Source organism: Sphingomonas folli, assembly GCF_019429525.1.
GTDB classification, from domain to species: domain Bacteria; phylum Pseudomonadota; class Alphaproteobacteria; order Sphingomonadales; family Sphingomonadaceae; genus Sphingomonas; species Sphingomonas folii.
On the sequence record NZ_JAHXZL010000011.1, the window covers coordinates 171,635 to 189,570 of the forward strand.

Genomic DNA, 17,936 nt, shown 5'->3' on the forward strand with positions numbered 1-17,936 from the left:
TCCACCGCCTGCCGGCTCGACCGATCACTGACGCTCGTCGAGCGTCAGTCGCCGCTCACCTCGCCCAGGTCATCCTTCAGCTTCGCCCTGACGCGACGACGCCGAGCGTCCCTGATCAGGTCGCTGATCTCGTCGAGCAGCACAATCCCATCTTCGGCCTGCCCCGTCTTCATATCGGGATCTGCTTCGAACAGTGCCTTGGCACGCGCGGACATGTCGATCGCCCTGGCGTAGCTATCCTCGCCGAGCTTCTCTCGCACGAGTTCTAGGCCATTGTTCAGCTCATAAAAATCAGCCTCGAGGAATGTTTCCGGGAAGTAGCCGGTTTTCTTTTTAAACTTTCTTGGGACATGCAATACCATCGCCCCGAGTTGGTCGTATATCTCTCCCAACGTTTTTGGTATATATGGACCTGGTATAGTGATGGAACTACGGTAAAAATATTCCTCTTCCTCGATGTCGCTCATTTCACTGGTCTCCTGATGATGTATGATCCGCCTTCCTTTACCGGTCTGACAATGACGATTGCCGATGGCCGAGACCGCCCGCGGAAAAAATCTCTTATCTGACCATCAGACATTCTTTTCTCGCGCAATGTCACGTCAAAGAACACATCTCCTATCCGCATGTCGGGGATGCGGTATCCTTGACCATCATGCATATATTCTCGACGATTTACTGCTACCGCGCCACGGCCGCCCGCATCAACACCCGCCAAATTAAATTTTGCCCTAAGTTCTTTTCTAACTTCCTGGTCCATATAGTTGCCTAAGGCTTCTCGATTGTGAAGCCGGACGCGCAAAGATGAGCTTTGCATTAGGCTGGCACCATCAGCATATGCCTCCTCGGCGACCTGCTGCATCTTACGCAGTCCTTCGAGTTGCAAGGGCTGAAGGTCGCCTTTCACGCGCATTATGGTGAGTGCGCGGTCAAACCGTAGATCGTCGAGGAGACGGCGCTGCCCGTCCGCTGTCGAAGGAAACCCAAAGGATTGATAGACAAACTTCGGGTCCAGCGCTTGGATGTCAGCGAAAATCTTTTCCGCCTGCGCGCGCATGAGCGTAGTTCGGACCGCCGCACCTGGGCCTGTGATGCCGAAGAACCCGTCGAAGGGGGCGAGCACTGACCCAGCCGGTGAGTTACGCAGGATCGGCAGCTCATCCAGGATCATCGGATCCTCGAAGGCGCGGATGTTGCCGCCGCGCGTCTCGGGCGGCTCCGGCGCGCCGATCGGGATCAGCGTCGGACCCGGCTCGCCCGGCCGGTAGACCCCGTCCGAGCGGACGATACCGCCGCCCTCTCCCGCGCCACCGCCCTCTCCCACTCGCTCCGACGGCCCGTCGCGCGCCGCCGCCGCGCCGCCCGGACCGGAGGTGAAGCGACCGTCGCGCGGGTCGTGCCAGGGGTTGAACTTCAGCTCGACGCCGTCGTCGCGGCGCGTCGGGATCCGCCCCGTCCGTATCCAGATCGAGAATAAGCGCCGTCGTTCGGCGGGGCTCACCCCCGCCGGTATCCATGCCCGGTCCAAGTTCATCGTGTCGCCCCGCTCTACAGACGCGGCCGGAACATCTGAGCAACATTCTCCAACAAGGCAATCGCCGATGGCGTGCGATCGCCGCGGCGGGTCAGCGTGCCCGGGCGAACGCGATCCAGCGTAGGCCGCGCCATCACCAGCGGTCCGTCGCCGGGCGTCGTGCCCCGCCATCGCGCCGGTCGGCGTTCGCCGGCAACGCCGCGCGTCGGTGAGCGGCTGGCTGATCGCATCGAGCCGCGGGCTGCTTCCCCCGGCATTCCCGTGGCGCAGCCCCCGCCCCACGCGCGCCGCGAGCGTGGCGGGACGGCCACAGCCTCGCCCGATCTCCGCCACAATGGCGGGATCGCGTTCATCCCGCCGACAGAAAGCGTGTCAGTTCGGCCACACCTCGCGCCGACGTGCGACCGCCGCGTCTTTTTACAGCAACCAAGCCCCGCCCGCGCGGTTCAGTGGGTCCCCGGTCCGGGCGCCTGCGGCGTCACACACCGGACAACGAAACTGATCTTGAGGAATCCGTATGCGTAAGCTCGTTCTTGCGGCCGTCGCCGCGTCCGCCGCGTTCGTCGCCACCCCCTCGCTGGCGCAGGACGCCACCGCGACCGACACCAGCGCCCCGGTCGACACCTCGACCGCACAGGCCCCCGACGGCACCAAGGCGTTCGGCTTCGAGCCCTATGTCGCGGTGCGCGGCGGCTGGGAGGAGTTCCAGACCGACAGCGTCGCCGGCGCGCCGCAACAGAACAAGCTGAACGGCTCGCTGGTCGAGGGCCTGGTCGGCGCCAACGTGCCGCTCGGCGCCTTCTTCGTCGGTGCCGAGGGCAACGTCGCCAAGGGCATCTCGGGCGACATCGACTGGCAGTACGGCGCCGCCGGCCGCTTCGGCCTGCGCGCCGGCGAGAGCGGCCTGATCTACGGCAAGGTCGGCTACCAGTGGGTCAATTTCGACAAGCGCGTGAACACCGACCGCGACTTCCACGACGTCACCTACGGCATCGGCTTCGAGGTCGGCCCGAAGGAGATCGGTCTCGGCGGCCTGACCGGCAACTCGGGCATCCGCCTGCGCGGCGAGGTCTCGACCTTCGGCTGGACCAACAGCTTCCGCCCGACGCTCGGCATCGTGGCGCACTTCTGATCCCGGCTTCGGTCGCGAAGGGAGCCTAGCGCGACCGACCGCACCAGTGGCGTTCCCGTGCGGGGGAGAGAGGGGCGGGGCCGGCGACGGTCCCGCCCTTTGCTCGTCCGGCGAGGGCGCGTCCTACCCGCTCCGTCAGGGTCCGATCCCTCCGAGCGGACCCGTGCTCCCGCGCAGGGGAGCCCCGGGCCATGGGCGGCGACCTTGGTGGTCCTGGGCTCCGGCGTGACGGCCGTGACGCTGGGCTCCTGCGTCCGCAGGAGCATCCCGCTGACCCACATCAGATGGATCAGCCTCTAGAAGGCTCCCTCCGCGACACTCTTCCGCCTCGCAGGCAGCATCGATAACCGATAGGCGACGTCCCGCCGGTGAGGGAAAGGACGCGGTCGCACCCTCGCGGGCGGCGCCGCCTCAGCCCTCCACCTTCTCCGCCAGCTCGAGCCAGCGCAGCTCGGCCGCCTCTTTCTCGTCGCGCAGCGCGGCGATGCCCCTGCTCAGCCGATCGAAGGCCGCCGCGTCCCGCGCGTACAGGCCCGGGTCGGCCATCGCCGCCTCGTCGCGCGCGATGGTGGCGTCGATCTCCTCGATCCGCTTCGGCAGCAGCTCATAGTCGCGCTGGTCCTTGTAGGTGAGCTTGGTCCGCGCCGCGGGCGGCGGGGACGGCGCCGCCACGGCCGCCACCTTGGCCGCTGGCCGGCGCGCCGCCTCGACGCGCGGGCGCCGCTGCCGCTCCCAATCCTCGTAGCCGCCCGCCACCACGTCGACGTGGCCCGTTCCGTCGAGCCCCAAAGTCACCGTCACGGTGCGGTCGAGGAAGTCGCGGTCGTGGCTGACGATCAGCACCGTGCCCTCATAGTCCGCGATCACTTCCTGGAGCAGGTCGAGCGTCTCGAGGTCGAGGTCGTTGGTCGGCTCGTCGAGCACCAGCAGGTTGGAGCGCCGCGCGAACTCGCGCGCCAGCAGCAGGCGCGAGCGCTCGCCGCCCGACAGCGTCCCCACCTTGGCCTCGGCGAGTGAGGGATCGAACAGGAACTCCTTGAGATAGCCGTGGAGATGCTTGCGCGTGCCGAGCACGTCGATCCACTCGCCGCCGTCGGCGACGACGTCGCGCACGGTCTTCTCGGGCGCCATCAGGCTGCGCTGCTGGTCGATCACGATGCCGTCGAGCGTCTTGGCGCGCTTGATCGTGCCGACGTCGGGTTCGATCTCGCCGGTGAGCAGCCGGAGCAGCGTCGTCTTGCCCGCGCCGTTGCGCCCGACGATGCCGATCCGGTCGCCGCGCGCGACGCGCAAGTTCAGGTCGCGGATGATCGCGCGCTCGCCGTAGCTCTTGGAGACGTGCTCGACGTCGATCACCACCTTGGTCTTCACGTCGTCGCTCGCGATCGACAGCGCGGCGGCACCCTGCGGGCCGGTCATCGCGGCGCGTTCGGCGCGCATCTCCTTGAGCTTGGCGAGGCGGCCCTGGTTGCGCCGACGCCGCCCGGTGACGCCGCGCTGGAGCCAATGTTCCTCGATCTTGAGCTTGGCGTCGAGCCGCGCGGCGTTGCGCTCCTCCTCGGCATAGACCTGCTCGGTCCACGCCTCGAACCCGCCGAAGCCGACCTCGGCGCGGCGCAGCTCGCCGCGGTCGAGCCACAGGGTCTGGCGCGTCAGCCGGGTGAGGAAGGTGCGGTCGTGGCTGATCACCACGAAGGCGCCCCGGTAGCGCTTGAGCCAGTCCTCCAGCCACTCGATCGCTCCGACGTCGAGGTGGTTGGTCGGCTCGTCGAGCAGCAGCACGTCGGGGTCGAGCGCGAGCGCGCGCACGATCGCGGCGCGGCGGCGCTCGCCGCCCGAGGCGGACCGCGCCTCGCGCGTGAGGTCGATGCCGAGCTGCCCCGCGATCGCCTCGGCCTCATAGGGCTGCGGCGGGTGCGCGCCGGAGAGGACATAGTCGGCCAGCGTGGCGAAGCCGGCGAGGTCGGGGTCCTGCTCGAGCATCACCACCTTGGTGCCCGGCACGATCGTGCGCCGGCCCTCGTCGCTGTCGATCGCGCCCGCGATCAGCTTGAGCAGGGTGGACTTGCCGGCGCCGTTGCGCCCGATCAGCGCGAGCCGGTCGCGCTCGCCGATGAACAGGTCGAGGTGGCGGAACAGCCAGCCGGCGCCCTGCACCAGCCCGAGGTCTTCGTAGGAGAGGATGGGTGCGGCCATGGCGCGGACCTAGGTGGCGGGGGCGCGGCTGGCAATGGCGCGGGGTCCGCTCGCGGGGCGCCGCTCGCGGGGCGCCGCCAGCGGGGCGCCGCCAGCGGGGCGCCGCTCGCGGAACGGGGGCGAGAGCCCGCGGGCGACGCGACGGCGCGGGCGAGCGCGGCTTGCCGGACAAGGCGGGGGCACCTACACCCCAGCGTCGAGGAGACGAGAGTGACCCCACGCTGGACCTTCGCCGCGCCCGTGCTGCTGGCCGCATCGCTCGCCGCCTGCTCCGCGCAGCCGAGCGCGCCGGTCGCGGGGGACGCCTATGTCCGGCTCGCGGCGGTGCCGGGCCGGCCGGCGGCGGGCTATTTCCTGCTCCACGGCGGCGCCGCGGACGCGACGCTGGTGCAGGTCGAGGCACCCGGCGCGGCGCGGACCGAGCTCCACGCCAGTCGCATGACCGGCAACCGCATGGCCACGATGGACTCGCTGCCGAGCGTGCGCGTGCCCGCGCGCGGCAGCGTCGCCTTCGCGCCGGGGGCACAGCACGTCATGCTGTTCGGCCTGCCCGCCAGCGTCGCGGCGGGAAGCACGCTGCCGCTGACGCTGCGCTTCGAGGACGGCAGCGCGGTGCGCGCCGACGCGCGCGTGATCGCGGCGGGCGATGCCGCGCCGGAGTGAGCGCGCGGTGGGCGTGCGCGACATGGCGCCGCCCGTGGTGGCAGGTGGCGCCGACCTCCCCCGCCGTCGCCCGGCGGAGGCCGGGGCCCAGGTGGGGAGGCCGCGGTGAGGCTCACCGGCGTCACCCGACTGGGCCCCGGCCTCCGCCGGGGCGACGGCGGGAGGGCGCGGTGAGCGTTGCTCCCGCGGGCGAAGCGACGCCCGTGACCCGCCCGCTCACCCCCGGCGAGGTCGCGCTGGCGCGCTCGGTCTACGGCGACTCGATCGACTATGCGCCGGTGCGCCTGGCGCGGCGCACATGGGCCTTCTTCCAGCCGCGCGACGTGGTGATGGCGCCGCGCGGCACGATCCACTTCCACCCGAGAGGCGAGCTGTGGCGCGACGATTTCGCCGCGGCCCCGCTCGGCCTGCAGGGGCTGTTCGTCCACGAGCTGTGCCACGTCTGGCAGCACCAGCGCGGCGTGTGCCTGCCGCTCGCGCGCCATCCCTTCTGCCGCTACCATTACACCATCCACCCGGGCTGGCCGCTCGAGCGCTACGGGCTGGAGCAGCAGGCCGAGATCGTCCGCCACGCCTTCCTGCTGCGTCGCGGCGCCACCGTCGCGGGCGCGCCCGAGCTGGCGCGCTACGAGACGATCCTGCCGTTCCGCGCGGGGTGACGCCGCGGCGGCGTGGCGCGACTCAGGCCGGTCCGGCGCGGGCCACCGCGACCGCCTGGAGCAGCAGCGCCTCGTGCCGGCCGACGATCCGGCCGAACGCCGCGCGGTCGTCGAGCGCGCGCGACAGGACGATGGCGCCCTGGATCGCGCCGACCGTCTCCTCCGCCAGCGCGCGCGCCGGCGCGGCGGCGACACCGCCGCGCGCCAGACACGCCGAGAGCGCCGCGATCCAGCGCGCGAAATAGCCCGCCACCCGGGGCGCGAAGGTGTCACCCGACGCGCCCAGGCTGACCCAGCCGACCAGGCACACGCGCTGGCCCGAGTGGAAATAGCGGGTCACCTCCGCCATCATCGATCGGATCGCCGCGGCCGGATCGGGCGAGCGCTCGAGCGGGTCGAACAGATGCGCCTGGAACCAGCCGTCGATGTCGGCGAGCACCGCGTCCATCATCTCCTCCTTCCCGCCCGGGAAGAAGTTGTAGAGGCTGCCCTTGCCCAGGCCGGTGGCGCCCGAGAGGAGCGCCAGGCTCGCGCCCTCGAAGCCGTGCGTGCGGAACGCCTCCGCCAGCGCCGGGAGGGCGCCGGCGCGATCGCTGAGCGTGCGCCGGGCGGTCAGAGGCCGAGCTCGCTGAGCGAGGGATGATCGTCGGGGCGTCGCCCGAGCGGCCAGTGGAAGGCGCGCTCGGCCGCCGCGATCGGCCGGTCGTTGATGGAGGCGAGGCGGCGCGCCATCAGGCCCGCGCCGTCGAACTCCCAGTTCTCGTTGCCGTAGGCGCGGTACCACTGCCCGGCCGCGTCGTGCCACTCATAGGCGAAGCGGACCGCGATCCGGTTCGCGTCGTGCGCCCACGGCTCCTTGATGAGCCGATACTCCAGCTCAAGCGCCCATTTGCGCGTGAGGAAGGCGACGATCGCGCTCCGCCCGGTCAGGAACTCGCCGCGGTTCCGCCAGACGCTGTCCGGCGTGTAGGCCAGCGACACCGCCGCGGGATCGCGGCTGTTCCACGCGTCCTCGGCCAGGCGCGCCTTGCGCGCCGCCGTCGCGGCGGTGAAGGGGGGAACGGGCGGGCGGGACATCGCGCATCTCCTCGCCAGTTGTACCGATCGGTACAACTCAGGCGCCGCCTCGTCAAGCGCGGCGGAGGCCGTCGCCGACGCCTCAGCGCAGCAGCACCAGCTCCTCCGCCATGGTCGGGTGGAGCGCCACGGTGGCGTCGAACTGCGCCTTGGTCAGCCCCGCCTTCACCGCCACCGCCGCGGCCTGGATGATCTCGGGCACATCGGGCCCGATCATGTGGATGCCGACGACGCGGTCGGTCTCGCCGTCGCACACCATCTTGTAGAGCGCGCGCTCGTCGCGCCCCGCCAGCACGTTCTTCATCGGCCGGAAATCCGACGAATAGACCTTCACCGAGCCCAGCTTCTGGCGCGCCTGGCTCTCGGTGAGCCCCACCCCCGCGATCGGGGGATGGCTGAACACCGCCGAGGGCACGCAGTCATAGTCCACCCGCGTGTCCTTGCCGCCGTACATCCGGTCCGCGAAGGCCTGGCCCTCGCGGATCGCGATCGGGGTGAGCTGGATCCGGTTGGTCACGTCGCCGACCGCGAAGATCGAGGCGCAGGTCGAGCGATTGTCGTCGTCCACCTTGACCGCGCCGTGCTCGTCGAGCTCGACCCCGGCGGTCTCCAGCCCGAGCCCGGTGGTGTTGGGGCGGCGCCCGGTGGCGAACATCACCAGGTCGACGACCGCGGGCTCATGCCCGCTCATGCGCACCTCGAGGCAGCCGTCGTCCCTCTTCTCGATGCCCTCGAACTGGGCGTCGAAGCGGAACTCCAACCCCTTCATCATGCTGATCTGGAGCAGCCGGTCGCGGATCTGCAGGTCGTAGCCGCGCAGGATCTCCTTGGTGCGGTTCATCAGGATGACGTGCGCGCCGAGCTGGTGGAAGATGCCCGCGAACTCGTTGGCGATATAGCCCGCGCCCGCGATCAGCACGCGCTTCGGCACCGAGTCGAGGTGGAACGCCTCGTTCGAGGTGATGCCGTGCTCGTGGCCGGGACAGGACGGCACCGCGGGGTGCGCGCCGACCGCGATCAGGATCGTCGCGGCGGTGCGCGTGGTGCCGTCGCCGAGCGTCACCTCATGGGGGCCGGAGACGGTGGCGCGCTGGTGGATGATCTCGGCGCCCGCGTTCTCCAGCGTGTGGGTATAGGCGCCGTTGATGCGATCGACCTCGCGCAGCACGTTGTCGCGCAGCCGCTGCCAGTCGAACGCGCAGTCGCCCGGCACGTCCCAGCCGAAGTGGCGCGCGTCGCGCAGGTCCTCGGCGAAATGCGCGCCGTAGACGAGCAGCTTCTTGGGCACGCAGCCGCGGATCACGCAGGTGCCGCCGACGCGATATTCCTCCGCCACCGCCACCCTGGCGCCGTGCGCCGCGGCCACCCGCGCGGCGCGGGTGCCGCCCGAGCCGGCGCCGATGACGAAGAGGTCGTAATCGTAGTCGGACATGGGGTCGGGCGTGAGGTCGGGCATAAGCGGGCGGCTCCGTGGACGCGGGAAGACGGGTGCGCGCGCGCCGGGCGTCGAGACGGCGCGCTGCGGTCCCGGCGCTGCTAGACGCCGACCCCGCCAAGCTCAACCGTGCTCCCGCGCACGCGGGAGTCCAGGACCAAAGGCGTCAGCCTCTCGGCGCGAGGTCGAGGCCCGGCGGGCGGGGGGACGCCGACCCAGATGGGGCCGCGCGCGCGCTCAGGGAAGGGGCGGCGCGCTCAGCACAGCCCCGTGAGCAGGTCGCTCAGCTCGCGCTGCAGCCGCGCCATGGTGAAGGGCTTGCCGATGAAGCGGTCGGCGGCGCGGGTGTCGAGATGGTCGTCGCCGACGAAGCCCGACATCACGATCGTGCGCGCGCCCGGCAGCAGCGCCAGCACGCGCCGGACCAGGCCGAAACCGTCGAGCGAGCCGGGCATGCGCACGTCGGTGAGCAGCACGTCGAAGCGCACGCCGCCGTTGATCATGTCATAGGCCTCGTCGCCCGAGGCGGCGGTATGGACGTCATAGCCGGTGCTCTGGAGCTGCTCGCAGACGGTGCTGCGCACCAGCGGCTCGTCGTCCACCACCAGGATCACTGGCGCGCGCTGGTCGTCCGTCATTCGCTGTTTAGCCCCGTGCGACACCGTTCATCGTATAAAATCAACTGCTCGACGCCGGTCTTGCCGCTCGCTTGATGCGTGTCAAGGCGGGACAGGCGCGCGCGCGCTTCGAAGTTGACGTAACGGTAATTTACAAACCCGAGTGTTGCACCGAGTCCGCAATGACGGGGGCATGGGCGGTCGTGGCGGAGGGATCCGGCCACCGTGGCAGGCGACGGTCCGACGGCACCGGCGCCGCCGCTCGGGTGATTCGGGGGCTGGCTGGCTGGCCGGGGATCAGGGGCACCGGCGCTCGCGGAACGACTCAGCAGCCGCTCGCTCGCCCACCGCCCTACCGCCGACCGCCGACCGCCGACCGGCCCAGCCCACCGCCCACCGCCCCACCGCCCCAATGCCGGCCGCCGACCGCCGACCGCCCACCGGCCCGGCCCACCGCCCGACCGCCCCACCGCCGTCATCCCTGCGAAGGCAGGGATCCAGACGCGCAAACCGGTCGATGGAGCCGAGACGTCAACGCGTCTGGATCCCCGCCTGCGCGGGGATGACGGAGGGGGCGGCATGGCCTGGCGGCATAAGCGAGAGACGCGCGGTCGGGACCTCACCCGCGGTCGAGCTCGCGCGAGGCGCTTCGCCACCCGCGCCTCCCGCCTGCCCTTCGCGTCATCCCTGCGGGGGCAGGGATCCAGACGCGCGGACCTGTCGATGGAGTTGGGATGTCAGCCCCTCTGTATCCCCGCCTGCGTGGGGATGACGAGGGGGCGGCATAAGCGAGAGACGCGCGGCCGGGACCTCACCCGCGGTCGAGCTCGCGCGAGGGCCTTCGCCACCCGCGCCTCCCGCCTGCCCTTCGCGTCATCCCTGCGACGGCAGGGATCCAGACGCGCGGACCTGTCGATGGGGTTGGGCCGTCAGCGCCCCCAGATCCGCGCCGACGCGGGCATGACGGAAGTTGGGGAGAAGCGGCGCGAGACGACGCTCACGCCACCTGCTCTCGCGCCGCCGCACCCGCGCCACGGGGCAGCGCGTCGGTGGCGCTCGCCCCCCGCCCGCTCACCCCGGCGTCACGCCGCGGCGGGCTGCTTCGACTTGATCACCTCGAGCAGGTCGTCGAACGACTTGGAGAAGCTCGCCACGCCCTCCTCGACCAGCTCTTTGGTCACGCCGTCGAGGTCGAGCCCGAGGCGCGCCTGCTCGTCGATCACGTGGCGCGCGCCGTCGACGTCCTGCTGGAGCGTCGGCGCCACCGTGCCATGGTCGCGGAAGGCGTCCATCGTCTTGGGCGGCATGGTGTTGACCGTGTCGGGCCCGATCAGCTGGTCGACGTAGAGCGTGTCGGGATAGTCCGGGTTCTTGGTGCCGGTGGACGCCCAGAGCAGCCGCTGCGGGCGCGCGCCCTTGGCGGCGAGCTTCTGCCAGCGCTCGGAGGCGACGAACTCCTCGTACCAGGCATAGGCCAGCTTGGCGTTGGCGATCGCCACCTTGCCCTTGAGCGGCTTGGCCTCCTCGCCGCCGACGCCGGCGTCGATCTTATCGTCGATCTTGCTGTCGATGCGGCTGACGAAGAAGCTGGCGACGCTGGCGATCTTGTCGATCGACAGGCCCTTGCCCACGCGCTCCTCGAGCCCCTCGACATAGGCGTGCGCGACGTTCTGATAGGCCTCGATGCCGAACAGCAACGTGACGTTGACGTTGATCCCCTTGGCGATCGTGTCGCGGATCGCGCGCACGCCGTCGTCGGTGCCGGGGATCTTGATCATGAGGTTGGGGCGGTCGACCGCCTGCCACAGCCGCTCGGCCTCCTCGGCGGTCTCGGGGCCGTTGAGCGCGAGATAGGGCGAGACCTCGAGGCTGACATAGCCGTCCGCCGCGTCGAGCCGCTGATAGACCGGCAGCAACGTGTCGCACGCCGCCTGGATGTCCTTGATCGCCTGCGCCTCGTAGCGCGCCATCGGCTCGGCGCCGGGGTTCTCGCGGTCGAACGCGGTGAAGCCCTCGTCATAGGCGTCGCCCGCGCCCATCGCCTTCTCGAAGATCGTCGGGTTGGAGGTGACGCCGGTCAGCCCGTCGGCGTCGACCAGCTTCTGCAACCCGCCCTGCGCGAGGAACTTGCGGTCGACGAAGTCGAGCCACACCGCGGTGCCCGCCTCGCTGAGGTCCTGTAGCTTGCTCACTCGCCTTCCTCCATCTCGTCGCGCGTCCCGCCGATATAGGGGCGGCGGGGGCGCAGGATAAGCCTGTGCGGTCGTGGCGAGCGCCGCCGCTCCTCAAAAGCACCACCCCGGCGCACGCCGGGGTCCAGGTGGGAGGACTGTCGTGGGTCTCACCGCCGTCCCCCAACTGGACCCCGGCGTGCGCCGGGGTGGTCGTCGGAGGGCGAGGCGACGGCCGCCCGCGCCCGATCCGCGGGATTACCGCCCCATCGCCTCCTTGGCGACCTTGACGACATTCTCCACGGTGAAGCCGAACTTGTCCTGCAGCTTCGCCAGCGGGGCCGAGGCGCCGAAGGTCGACATCGTGATCTGCCGCCCCTCGAACCCGACGTAGCGGTCCCAGCCGAGCGAGCCCGCCATCTCGATCGCGACGCGCGCGGTCACCGCGCGGGGCAGCACGCTCTCCTTGTAGGCGGCGTCCTGGCGCTCGTAGCGGAACCAGCTCGGCATCGACACGACGCGCGCCTTCACGCCCTCGCCGACGAGCCGCTCATAGGCCGCGACCGCGAGCCCCACCTCCGAGCCGGTCGCGATCAGGATCACCTCGGGCACGCCGCCCGCGGCCGCGTCGGCCAGCACATAGGCGCCCTGCGCCACGCCGTCGGCGCTCGCGTACGTGGAGCGGTCGAGCGTCGGCAGCGCCTGGCGCGACAGCACCAGCGCGGTGGGGTGGTCGGCCGACGTCATCGTCGCGCGCCACGCCGCCGCCACCTCGTTGGCGTCGCCCGGGCGGATCGTGTCGAGCCCCGGGATCGCGCGCATCGTGGCGAGATGCTCGATCGGCTGGTGGGTCGGACCGTCCTCGCCGACGCCGATCGAATCGTGCGTGAAGACATAGACCGCGCCGATCTCCATGATCGCCGCCAGCCGCACCGGCGCGCGCATGTAATCGAGGAACACCAGGAAGGTGGAGCCGTACGAGCGCAGGTGCGACAGCGCCATGCCGTTGACCACCGCGCCCATCGCATGCTCGCGCACGCCGAAGTGGAAGTTGGTGCCGCCGTAGTTGTTCGCCTCGAACGAGGGCGCGCCCTTGACGTCGGTCTTGGTCGAGGGCGCGAGGTCGGCCGAGCCGCCGACCAGCCACGGCACCTTCTTGACGATCGCGTTGAGCACCTTGCCGCCCGCGTCGCGGCTCGCCACGCCCTTGGCGTCGGCCTCGAAGGTCGGAATCTCGCTGTCCCAGCCGTCGGGCAGCTGGTCCTTGAGCAGCAGGTCGAGCTCGCCCGCCTGCTCGGGGAACTCGCCGCGATAGCGGTCGAACAGAGCGACCCACGCGTCGCGCGCCGCCTGCCCGCGCGACGCCACCGCCTCGCCGAACGCCTCCTTCACCCCCGCGGGGACGTAGAATTGCTTGTCGACCGGCCACCCATAGGCCGCCTTGGTCTTCGCCACATTCTCCTCGCCGAGCGGCTCGCCGTGCGCCTTCTCGGTGCCGGCGCGCGGGCTGCCCCAGCCGATCACCGAGTGGACGACGATGAAGGTCGGCCGGTCGTCGGTCGCCTTGAACGACTCGATCGCCGCCGACAGCGCGCCCACGTCATTGGCGTCGTCAACGTGGATCACGTTCCAGCCATAGGCCTGGAAGCGCTGGCCGACGTCCTCGTCGAAGGCGAGATCGGTGCCACCCTCGATCGAGATATGGTTGCTGTCGTAGATCCAGCACAGGTTGCTGAGCCTCAGGTGCCCGGCGAGGCTCGCCGCTTCGGCCGCGACGCCCTCCATCATGTCGCCGTCGCCGCACAAAGCGTAGACGTCATGGTCGAACAGGTCGTAGCCCGGGCGGTTGTAGCGCGCCGCGAGCCAGCGCTCGGCGATCGCCATGCCGACCGAGTTGCCGCAGCCCGCGCCGAGCGGCCCGGTGGTGGTCTCGACCCCGGTGGTGTGGCGATACTCGGGGTGGCCCGGCGTCTTCGAGCTGAGCTGGCGGAACTGCTCGATGTCCTCGAGGCTGACCGCGGGCTTGCCGCTCTTCTCGCCGTCGGCGCCGATCTCCTCGACCCCCGCGAGATACAGCAGCGAGTAGAGCAGCATCGAGGCGTGGCCGACCGACAGCACGAAGCGGTCGCGGTTGGGCCAGTCGGCGTGGCGCGGGTCGTAGCGGAGGAACTTGGTCCACAGCGTCCAGCCCACCGGGGCGAGCGCCATCGGGGTGCCGGGGTGGCCCGAGTTGGCCTTCTGCACCGCGTCCATGGAGAGCGTGCGGATGGTGTCGATCTGGAGCCGCTCGGGGCTGCCGTCCTCGTGGACGTCCGCGGAGATGGTAGCGGTATCGGTCATGTCAGCCCCTCGCATCGTGTCGCAACAGGTTAGGTACACCCTGGGAACGGCGCCGGCCGGGCGCGTCGCCGCGCCGGACGATGCCCCGGTCATGGCCCGGTCCCGCTCACGGGTGTTCGGGCGATCGAACGCACCGGCGCGCGGCCGGTTGCCCGAGTCAGCGCATCCTCTACCCGCTCGTCGCGGCGCGTTCCAGCCGCGTAACGACGCCGCCCCGCGCCACGTACGCCGCGTCGACCTCGTCGAGGAACAGCCCGTGCCCCATCACGCCGGGCGTGGCGTCGAGCGCGCGGGCGAGCTCGCGCGGGTCGGGGAAGGCGGCGAAGCGCGCGTCGAGGATGAGGTTGCCGTTGTCGGTGGGCGAGTCGCGCCGGGTGGTGGCGGCGCCCAGCGCGGCGAGCCGCGCGGCGACGAAGGCGCGCGCGAACGGGATCACCTCGACCGGCAGCCGGGCGGCGCCGATCGCGGCGACCTGCTTGGAGCCGTCCGCGATGACCACCATGCGCGCCGAGGCGGCGGCGACGATCTTCTCGCGCAGCAGCGCGCCGCCCGCGCCCTTGATGGCGTAGAAGCGCGGGTCGAGCTCGTCGGCGCCGTCGACGGTGAGGTCGACGCGGGCGACGTCGGCGAAATCGTCGACCACGATGCCCGCGGCGCGCGCGCGCTCCTCGCTGGCGCGGCTGGTCGCGACGGCGCGGATGGCGAGCCCGTCACGGACGCGCGCGGCGAGCGCGTCGATGAAGTAGGCGACGGTGGAGCCGGTGCCGAGGCCGACCAGCAGGCCGGGGGTGACCTCGGCGACGGCGGCTTCGGCGGCGAGGCGTTTGTCGTTGGGCATGGATGACGTCTAAAATTTCGCGCGAGACACGCAAGCGCCATTATTAATCACGCGGCGTCCTGAGGTTCTAGAACACTTTCCATCAAGGCAGGGAAGCAGCATCCTAACTGGTACATGAAAGCAATCGTAATCTGCGCATCGGTTTTATCAATTGGCCACAGAGACACCCCCGCTAGTGTAGGATTAACGTCTGCCTCGTGGGCGATTTTATTTCTTCTTTTCCAGATACTTCTGAGCTGCCCTTTGATGTCGTCCGCAGACCGCGCTGTCGATCCAGGAACAGATCCATTGATCAACGTTGTGATCTTATCCCAAGGATCTACGCAGTAGCACGATAGTACGTCCGCTAGCTTAGCGGGGTCAACAAATGCCTTGTAGGAATTTACCCTTCTTACATGAGCCTCAGCCTGAGCCACCCGCGTTTCTGCATCCGTTATAGTGATTATTTCCATCGGAAGACTTATATTTCTAGTCCGCTTCGGCTCAGAGAAACGATGCCGAGCTTCAATCGCCACCAATTCATGCACGAAAAAATCAAACGAACTGACCGCAAGGATGTACGCAGATCTTAGAGCATCATCATTGGCTGGCTCGTTCGGCCTCAGCGCAGAAAGAGCGTCATAAAGGGAAACCATCTGACGCGCCCTATCCATAGCGTGTCCGAAGGTGGCCAAAGCGCCATCAAAGCGAGGCATGTCTCTAAAACTGACTCGTTAGAGCAATTACCTTTTCCGCACCTGCCCTAAATCCACTATCAATATCAGCGATTTTGACAAGATAGCTTTCGCCCACAGCGCCGCCAAAGGATGTGTCATTAGCTATGTCGATGGCAAAAACCGGTTTTGCAAGCTCTTGAGCAGTAGCAATGAGACCATCTAGCGAGCCGATTTCCATCAAGAATTGCGACGTTGGAGCATTTGATGATGTGTAAACATCCGGCGGCAGAAGCATCTTCGAAGATTCTAGAGCGTGCGCAAGCTCGTTATCTCTCACTTCTGCTAACTTATTAAACCACTTTTGAAAAGCTTGAGTCGGTTTCGCCTCCTCACCGCCACGCGACCTTTTCCTAAAATTATTGACCGTCGAGCCGAGATATTTCGGAGTTACCGGATGAAACGGATAATCCGCCTCCCGCAATATGCTATTTCCAGCAGCCTTCTTTCCCCAATCAGCCCACTTCGGCAGAGTTCGAGCAAGAGACCTCAACGCCATCGAAGAAAATAGATCAGGCGCCATAGGCAGAATAAAGCCGTGACTTGTCATGAATAGGTTTTGATTGATCGCGCCAAGGCTCGGGCTCATGTCAATCAGAGCATAATCAATGTTGTGAGCAACCGCAGTTATATTGATTGCATGATGAAGCGCACCGGGAATATTCTGCAAAGCAGATAATGTATTGCTAAGTTCATGAGCAACAGCGAGTTGACTCTCGTACTCCGATAAGCCCACATGGCCGGGAAGAAGAAATAACCCCGGCCGTAGATTCGCCTCTTGCAGTTCTGTCGATGTTATCGTGTAAGGCCTAGACTCGAAGGCTGGCCTGACAGCATCTCTAATATTTCTTGGCGACTGCGGCGACGGGCTTTCAAACGGGTAATCGTCTGTATCTATATCACCAAGAAAAACACCCGTCAGGTTACACTGTGGGTCGCAATCGACAACCATAACGCGCTTGCCTAGATTGGCCAGCATCCATCCAAGATGGAAGGTCATTGTCGTCTTAGAGACGCCACCCTTATGGTTGAAAATCGCGATTTGTTTCATCGGTGGAGCCTACTAATCCCCTCAAGCCTAACAGCAAGGCAAGCTTCCAATAGAGATCAAGCACGACCCGCCCGACTAAACAAGTCCAATGCATTTAAAGTGAACGCTTATTCAACCCACCGAAAAACGCCGTCGCCACCCGCGTCACCGCGTCGCCGATCTCCTGCTCGCGCGTGCGCTGGCCACCGCTGGCGCCCGCCGCGGCCCCCGCACCCGCTGCCTGCGCCTCCCCCGCGCCGCCCGCCGGCGCCGCGCCCTTGGCGGCCTTCTCCGCCGCCTTGGCCGCGACCGCGCTCGCGGCCATGCCCGCCACCGCGGTCAGCGCGCTCGCGATCGCCTGCTGGCCCGCGGGCGACTGGGCGCGCTCGATCCACGCCTCGCCCTGGCGGCGCAGCTCCTTGGGCAGCTTCACGCCGAACAGCTCCTTGGGCAGCTTGGCGCGCCGGCCCGCCCCCTGCCCGCCGCCATGCGCGCCGCCGTGACCGCCCCCCTGCCCGCCGCCGTCCGCCCCGGCCGCACCGGCGCCCTGCTTGCCCGCCGCCTGCTTCTTCTTGCCCATGCGCACCTCCTGTGTGCTAGAGAGGTAAGACACGTGCGCGGGCGATCAACCCTCGGCGCGCGCCGCCGCGCGGCGCTGGCGCACATAGGCGCGATAGGCGGGATCGTCCTGCCACGCGCCGGGCAGCTCCCACTTGATGATCCGGGTGATGTGGCTCGTCATCGGCCGGCCGTCGCGCCCCACCGCGGGGGTGAAGCGCGCGCGCGACCGCGCCGCGTCGCAGCCCGCCTCGTCGAGCGCGTCGCTGCCGCTCGCGACCACGACGCGGCACTCGCTGACCCGCCCGTCGGTGGCGACGGTCCACAATTGCGCCGAGGTGCCGAGCTCGCCGCGCGCCACCGCCTGCCTGGCGTAATCGTCCGGGCCGATGAAGCGCGACGGGTCGCCGCGCGGCGTCGCCTCGGTCGCCACCGCGTCGCGCTCGCCCGGCGCGATGCCCCAGCCCCGCGCGATATCGTCGTTGCAGCGCGCCAGCGCCTTGAGCGCGCGCGCGGTGCCCACCAGCGCCACCGCCAGCGCTGGCTCGCTCGAGGGGGTGAGCGTCAGCACCGCGCGCTCGGGCAGGTCGGCGAACAGCGCCGGGTCGGTCCAGCCGCGCAAGGTGCGCAATCTGTCGCCGGTGCCGTTGAACGCCTCGTAGCTGGTCTCGTCGCCGCGCCCCTCCACCGCGACCTGGAGCATGCCGCGACGCAGCCCGCGCTGGCCGAGGCGGCGCTGCACGCTCAGCTCGACGCGGTCGCCGAACGGCAGCGAGCGCCACGCCACGATCACGGGCGAGTCCGCCGGGCCGAAGGCGCGCGCCATCGCGCAGCCGCGCTCGCCGTAGTTGACCACCCATTTGCCCTGCGGCGCGAGCGGGGTCGGCGCGGCGGGTGCGGGCGGCGCCGCGGCGGCGAGCGCCAGCGCGCTCCCCGGCAGCGCCGCGCCGGCCAGCGCCGCGCCGGCCAGCGC

At 69.1% G+C, this 17,936-nt stretch carries 17 protein-coding genes and 1 pseudogene; 3 read left to right on the plus strand and 15 right to left on the minus strand.

The features are described 5' to 3' along the window. Positions 1–44: 44 nt before the first annotated feature. Positions 45–467 carry a hypothetical protein gene (locus KZ813_RS16545; RefSeq protein WP_219756082.1) on the minus strand — a complete coding sequence of 141 codons (423 nt, stop codon included), beginning with the start codon at positions 465–467 and terminating at the stop codon, positions 45–47. Further along, on the minus strand, positions 464–1,534 hold the full coding sequence (locus tag KZ813_RS16550) for a hypothetical protein (RefSeq protein WP_219756083.1): 1,071 nt from the start codon (positions 1,532–1,534) through the stop codon (positions 464–466). Before KZ813_RS16550 ends, KZ813_RS16545 begins: the two co-directional genes overlap by 4 nt. Before the next feature lie 517 nt (positions 1,535–2,051). Here KZ813_RS16550 and KZ813_RS16555 point away from each other — a divergent pair. Next, positions 2,052–2,666, plus strand: a complete 615-nt coding sequence (locus KZ813_RS16555; RefSeq protein WP_219756084.1) for an opacity protein — start codon at positions 2,052–2,054, stop codon at positions 2,664–2,666. 411 nt (positions 2,667–3,077) lie between these two features. Here the strand turns inward: KZ813_RS16555 and KZ813_RS16560 are convergent, their stop codons facing one another. After that, positions 3,078–4,862: an ABC-F family ATP-binding cassette domain-containing protein gene (locus tag KZ813_RS16560; protein WP_219756085.1), complete on the minus strand. Its 1,785-nt coding sequence runs from the start codon at positions 4,860–4,862 to the stop codon at positions 3,078–3,080. A 210-nt stretch (positions 4,863–5,072) separates the two neighbouring features. On the opposite strand from KZ813_RS16560, the gene KZ813_RS16565 reads away from it, so the two are divergent. Together KZ813_RS16565 and KZ813_RS16570 are read left to right on the plus strand one after the other, a co-directional pair. Further along, entirely contained in the window at positions 5,073–5,525 is a 453-nt protein-coding gene (locus KZ813_RS16565; RefSeq protein WP_308461920.1) for a copper chaperone PCu(A)C, read from the plus strand. Between the two features lie 170 nt (positions 5,526–5,695). Next, positions 5,696–6,184 carry a vgr related protein gene (locus tag KZ813_RS16570; protein ID WP_308461921.1) on the plus strand — a complete coding sequence of 163 codons (489 nt, stop codon included), beginning with the start codon at positions 5,696–5,698 and terminating at the stop codon, positions 6,182–6,184. 22 nt (positions 6,185–6,206) lie between these two features. On the opposite strand, the gene KZ813_RS16575 is transcribed toward KZ813_RS16570, so the two are convergent. The 12 genes and pseudogenes from KZ813_RS16575 to KZ813_RS16625 form a co-directional block, all read right to left on the minus strand. Next, positions 6,207–6,632 (minus strand): LmrA/YxaF family transcription factor, encoded by a 426-nt coding sequence (locus KZ813_RS16575; protein ID WP_258046895.1) that lies wholly within the window; start codon positions 6,630–6,632, stop codon positions 6,207–6,209. Next, a pseudogene (locus tag KZ813_RS20420) lies at positions 6,633–6,854 on the minus strand (TetR family transcriptional regulator); the annotation flags it as partial. Further along, positions 6,797–7,261, minus strand: a complete 465-nt coding sequence (locus KZ813_RS16580) for a nuclear transport factor 2 family protein (RefSeq protein WP_219756086.1) — start codon at positions 7,259–7,261, stop codon at positions 6,797–6,799. The gene KZ813_RS16580 and the pseudogene KZ813_RS20420, both read right to left, overlap by 58 nt. Positions 7,262–7,343: 82 nt before the next feature. Then, complete coding sequence (gorA, locus tag KZ813_RS16585; protein WP_219756116.1) at positions 7,344–8,693, minus strand: glutathione-disulfide reductase; 1,350 nt, start codon at positions 8,691–8,693, stop codon at positions 7,344–7,346. 260 nt (positions 8,694–8,953) lie between these two features. Then, the gene (locus KZ813_RS16590) at positions 8,954–9,334 is read right to left on the minus strand and encodes a response regulator (protein WP_219756087.1); all 381 of its coding nucleotides are present in this window, start codon (positions 9,332–9,334) and stop codon (positions 8,954–8,956) included. 1,061 nt (positions 9,335–10,395) lie between these two features. Further along, complete coding sequence (gene tal / locus KZ813_RS16595) at positions 10,396–11,505, minus strand: transaldolase (RefSeq protein ID WP_219756088.1); 1,110 nt, start codon at positions 11,503–11,505, stop codon at positions 10,396–10,398. 237 nt (positions 11,506–11,742) lie between these two features. Next, positions 11,743–13,824, minus strand: coding sequence for a transketolase (tkt, locus tag KZ813_RS16600; protein WP_219756089.1), 2,082 nt, complete (start codon positions 13,822–13,824; stop codon positions 11,743–11,745). A 169-nt stretch (positions 13,825–13,993) separates the two neighbouring features. After that, positions 13,994–14,662 (minus strand): ribose-5-phosphate isomerase RpiA, encoded by a 669-nt coding sequence (gene rpiA / locus KZ813_RS16605; protein ID WP_219756090.1) that lies wholly within the window; start codon positions 14,660–14,662, stop codon positions 13,994–13,996. 47 nt (positions 14,663–14,709) lie between these two features. Then, positions 14,710–15,357 (minus strand): HEPN domain-containing protein, encoded by a 648-nt coding sequence (locus tag KZ813_RS16610; RefSeq protein ID WP_219756091.1) that lies wholly within the window; start codon positions 15,355–15,357, stop codon positions 14,710–14,712. A 4-nt stretch (positions 15,358–15,361) separates the two neighbouring features. After that, on the minus strand, positions 15,362–16,426 hold the full coding sequence (locus KZ813_RS16615; RefSeq protein ID WP_219756092.1) for a ParA family protein: 1,065 nt from the start codon (positions 16,424–16,426) through the stop codon (positions 15,362–15,364). Between the two features lie 94 nt (positions 16,427–16,520). Next, positions 16,521–16,985, minus strand: a complete 465-nt coding sequence (locus KZ813_RS16620; RefSeq protein ID WP_219756093.1) for a hypothetical protein — start codon at positions 16,983–16,985, stop codon at positions 16,521–16,523. Between the two features lie 45 nt (positions 16,986–17,030). Further along, a partial coding sequence (locus KZ813_RS16625) for an energy transducer TonB (protein ID WP_219756094.1) occupies positions 17,031–17,936 on the minus strand: 906 nt, incomplete at its 5' end.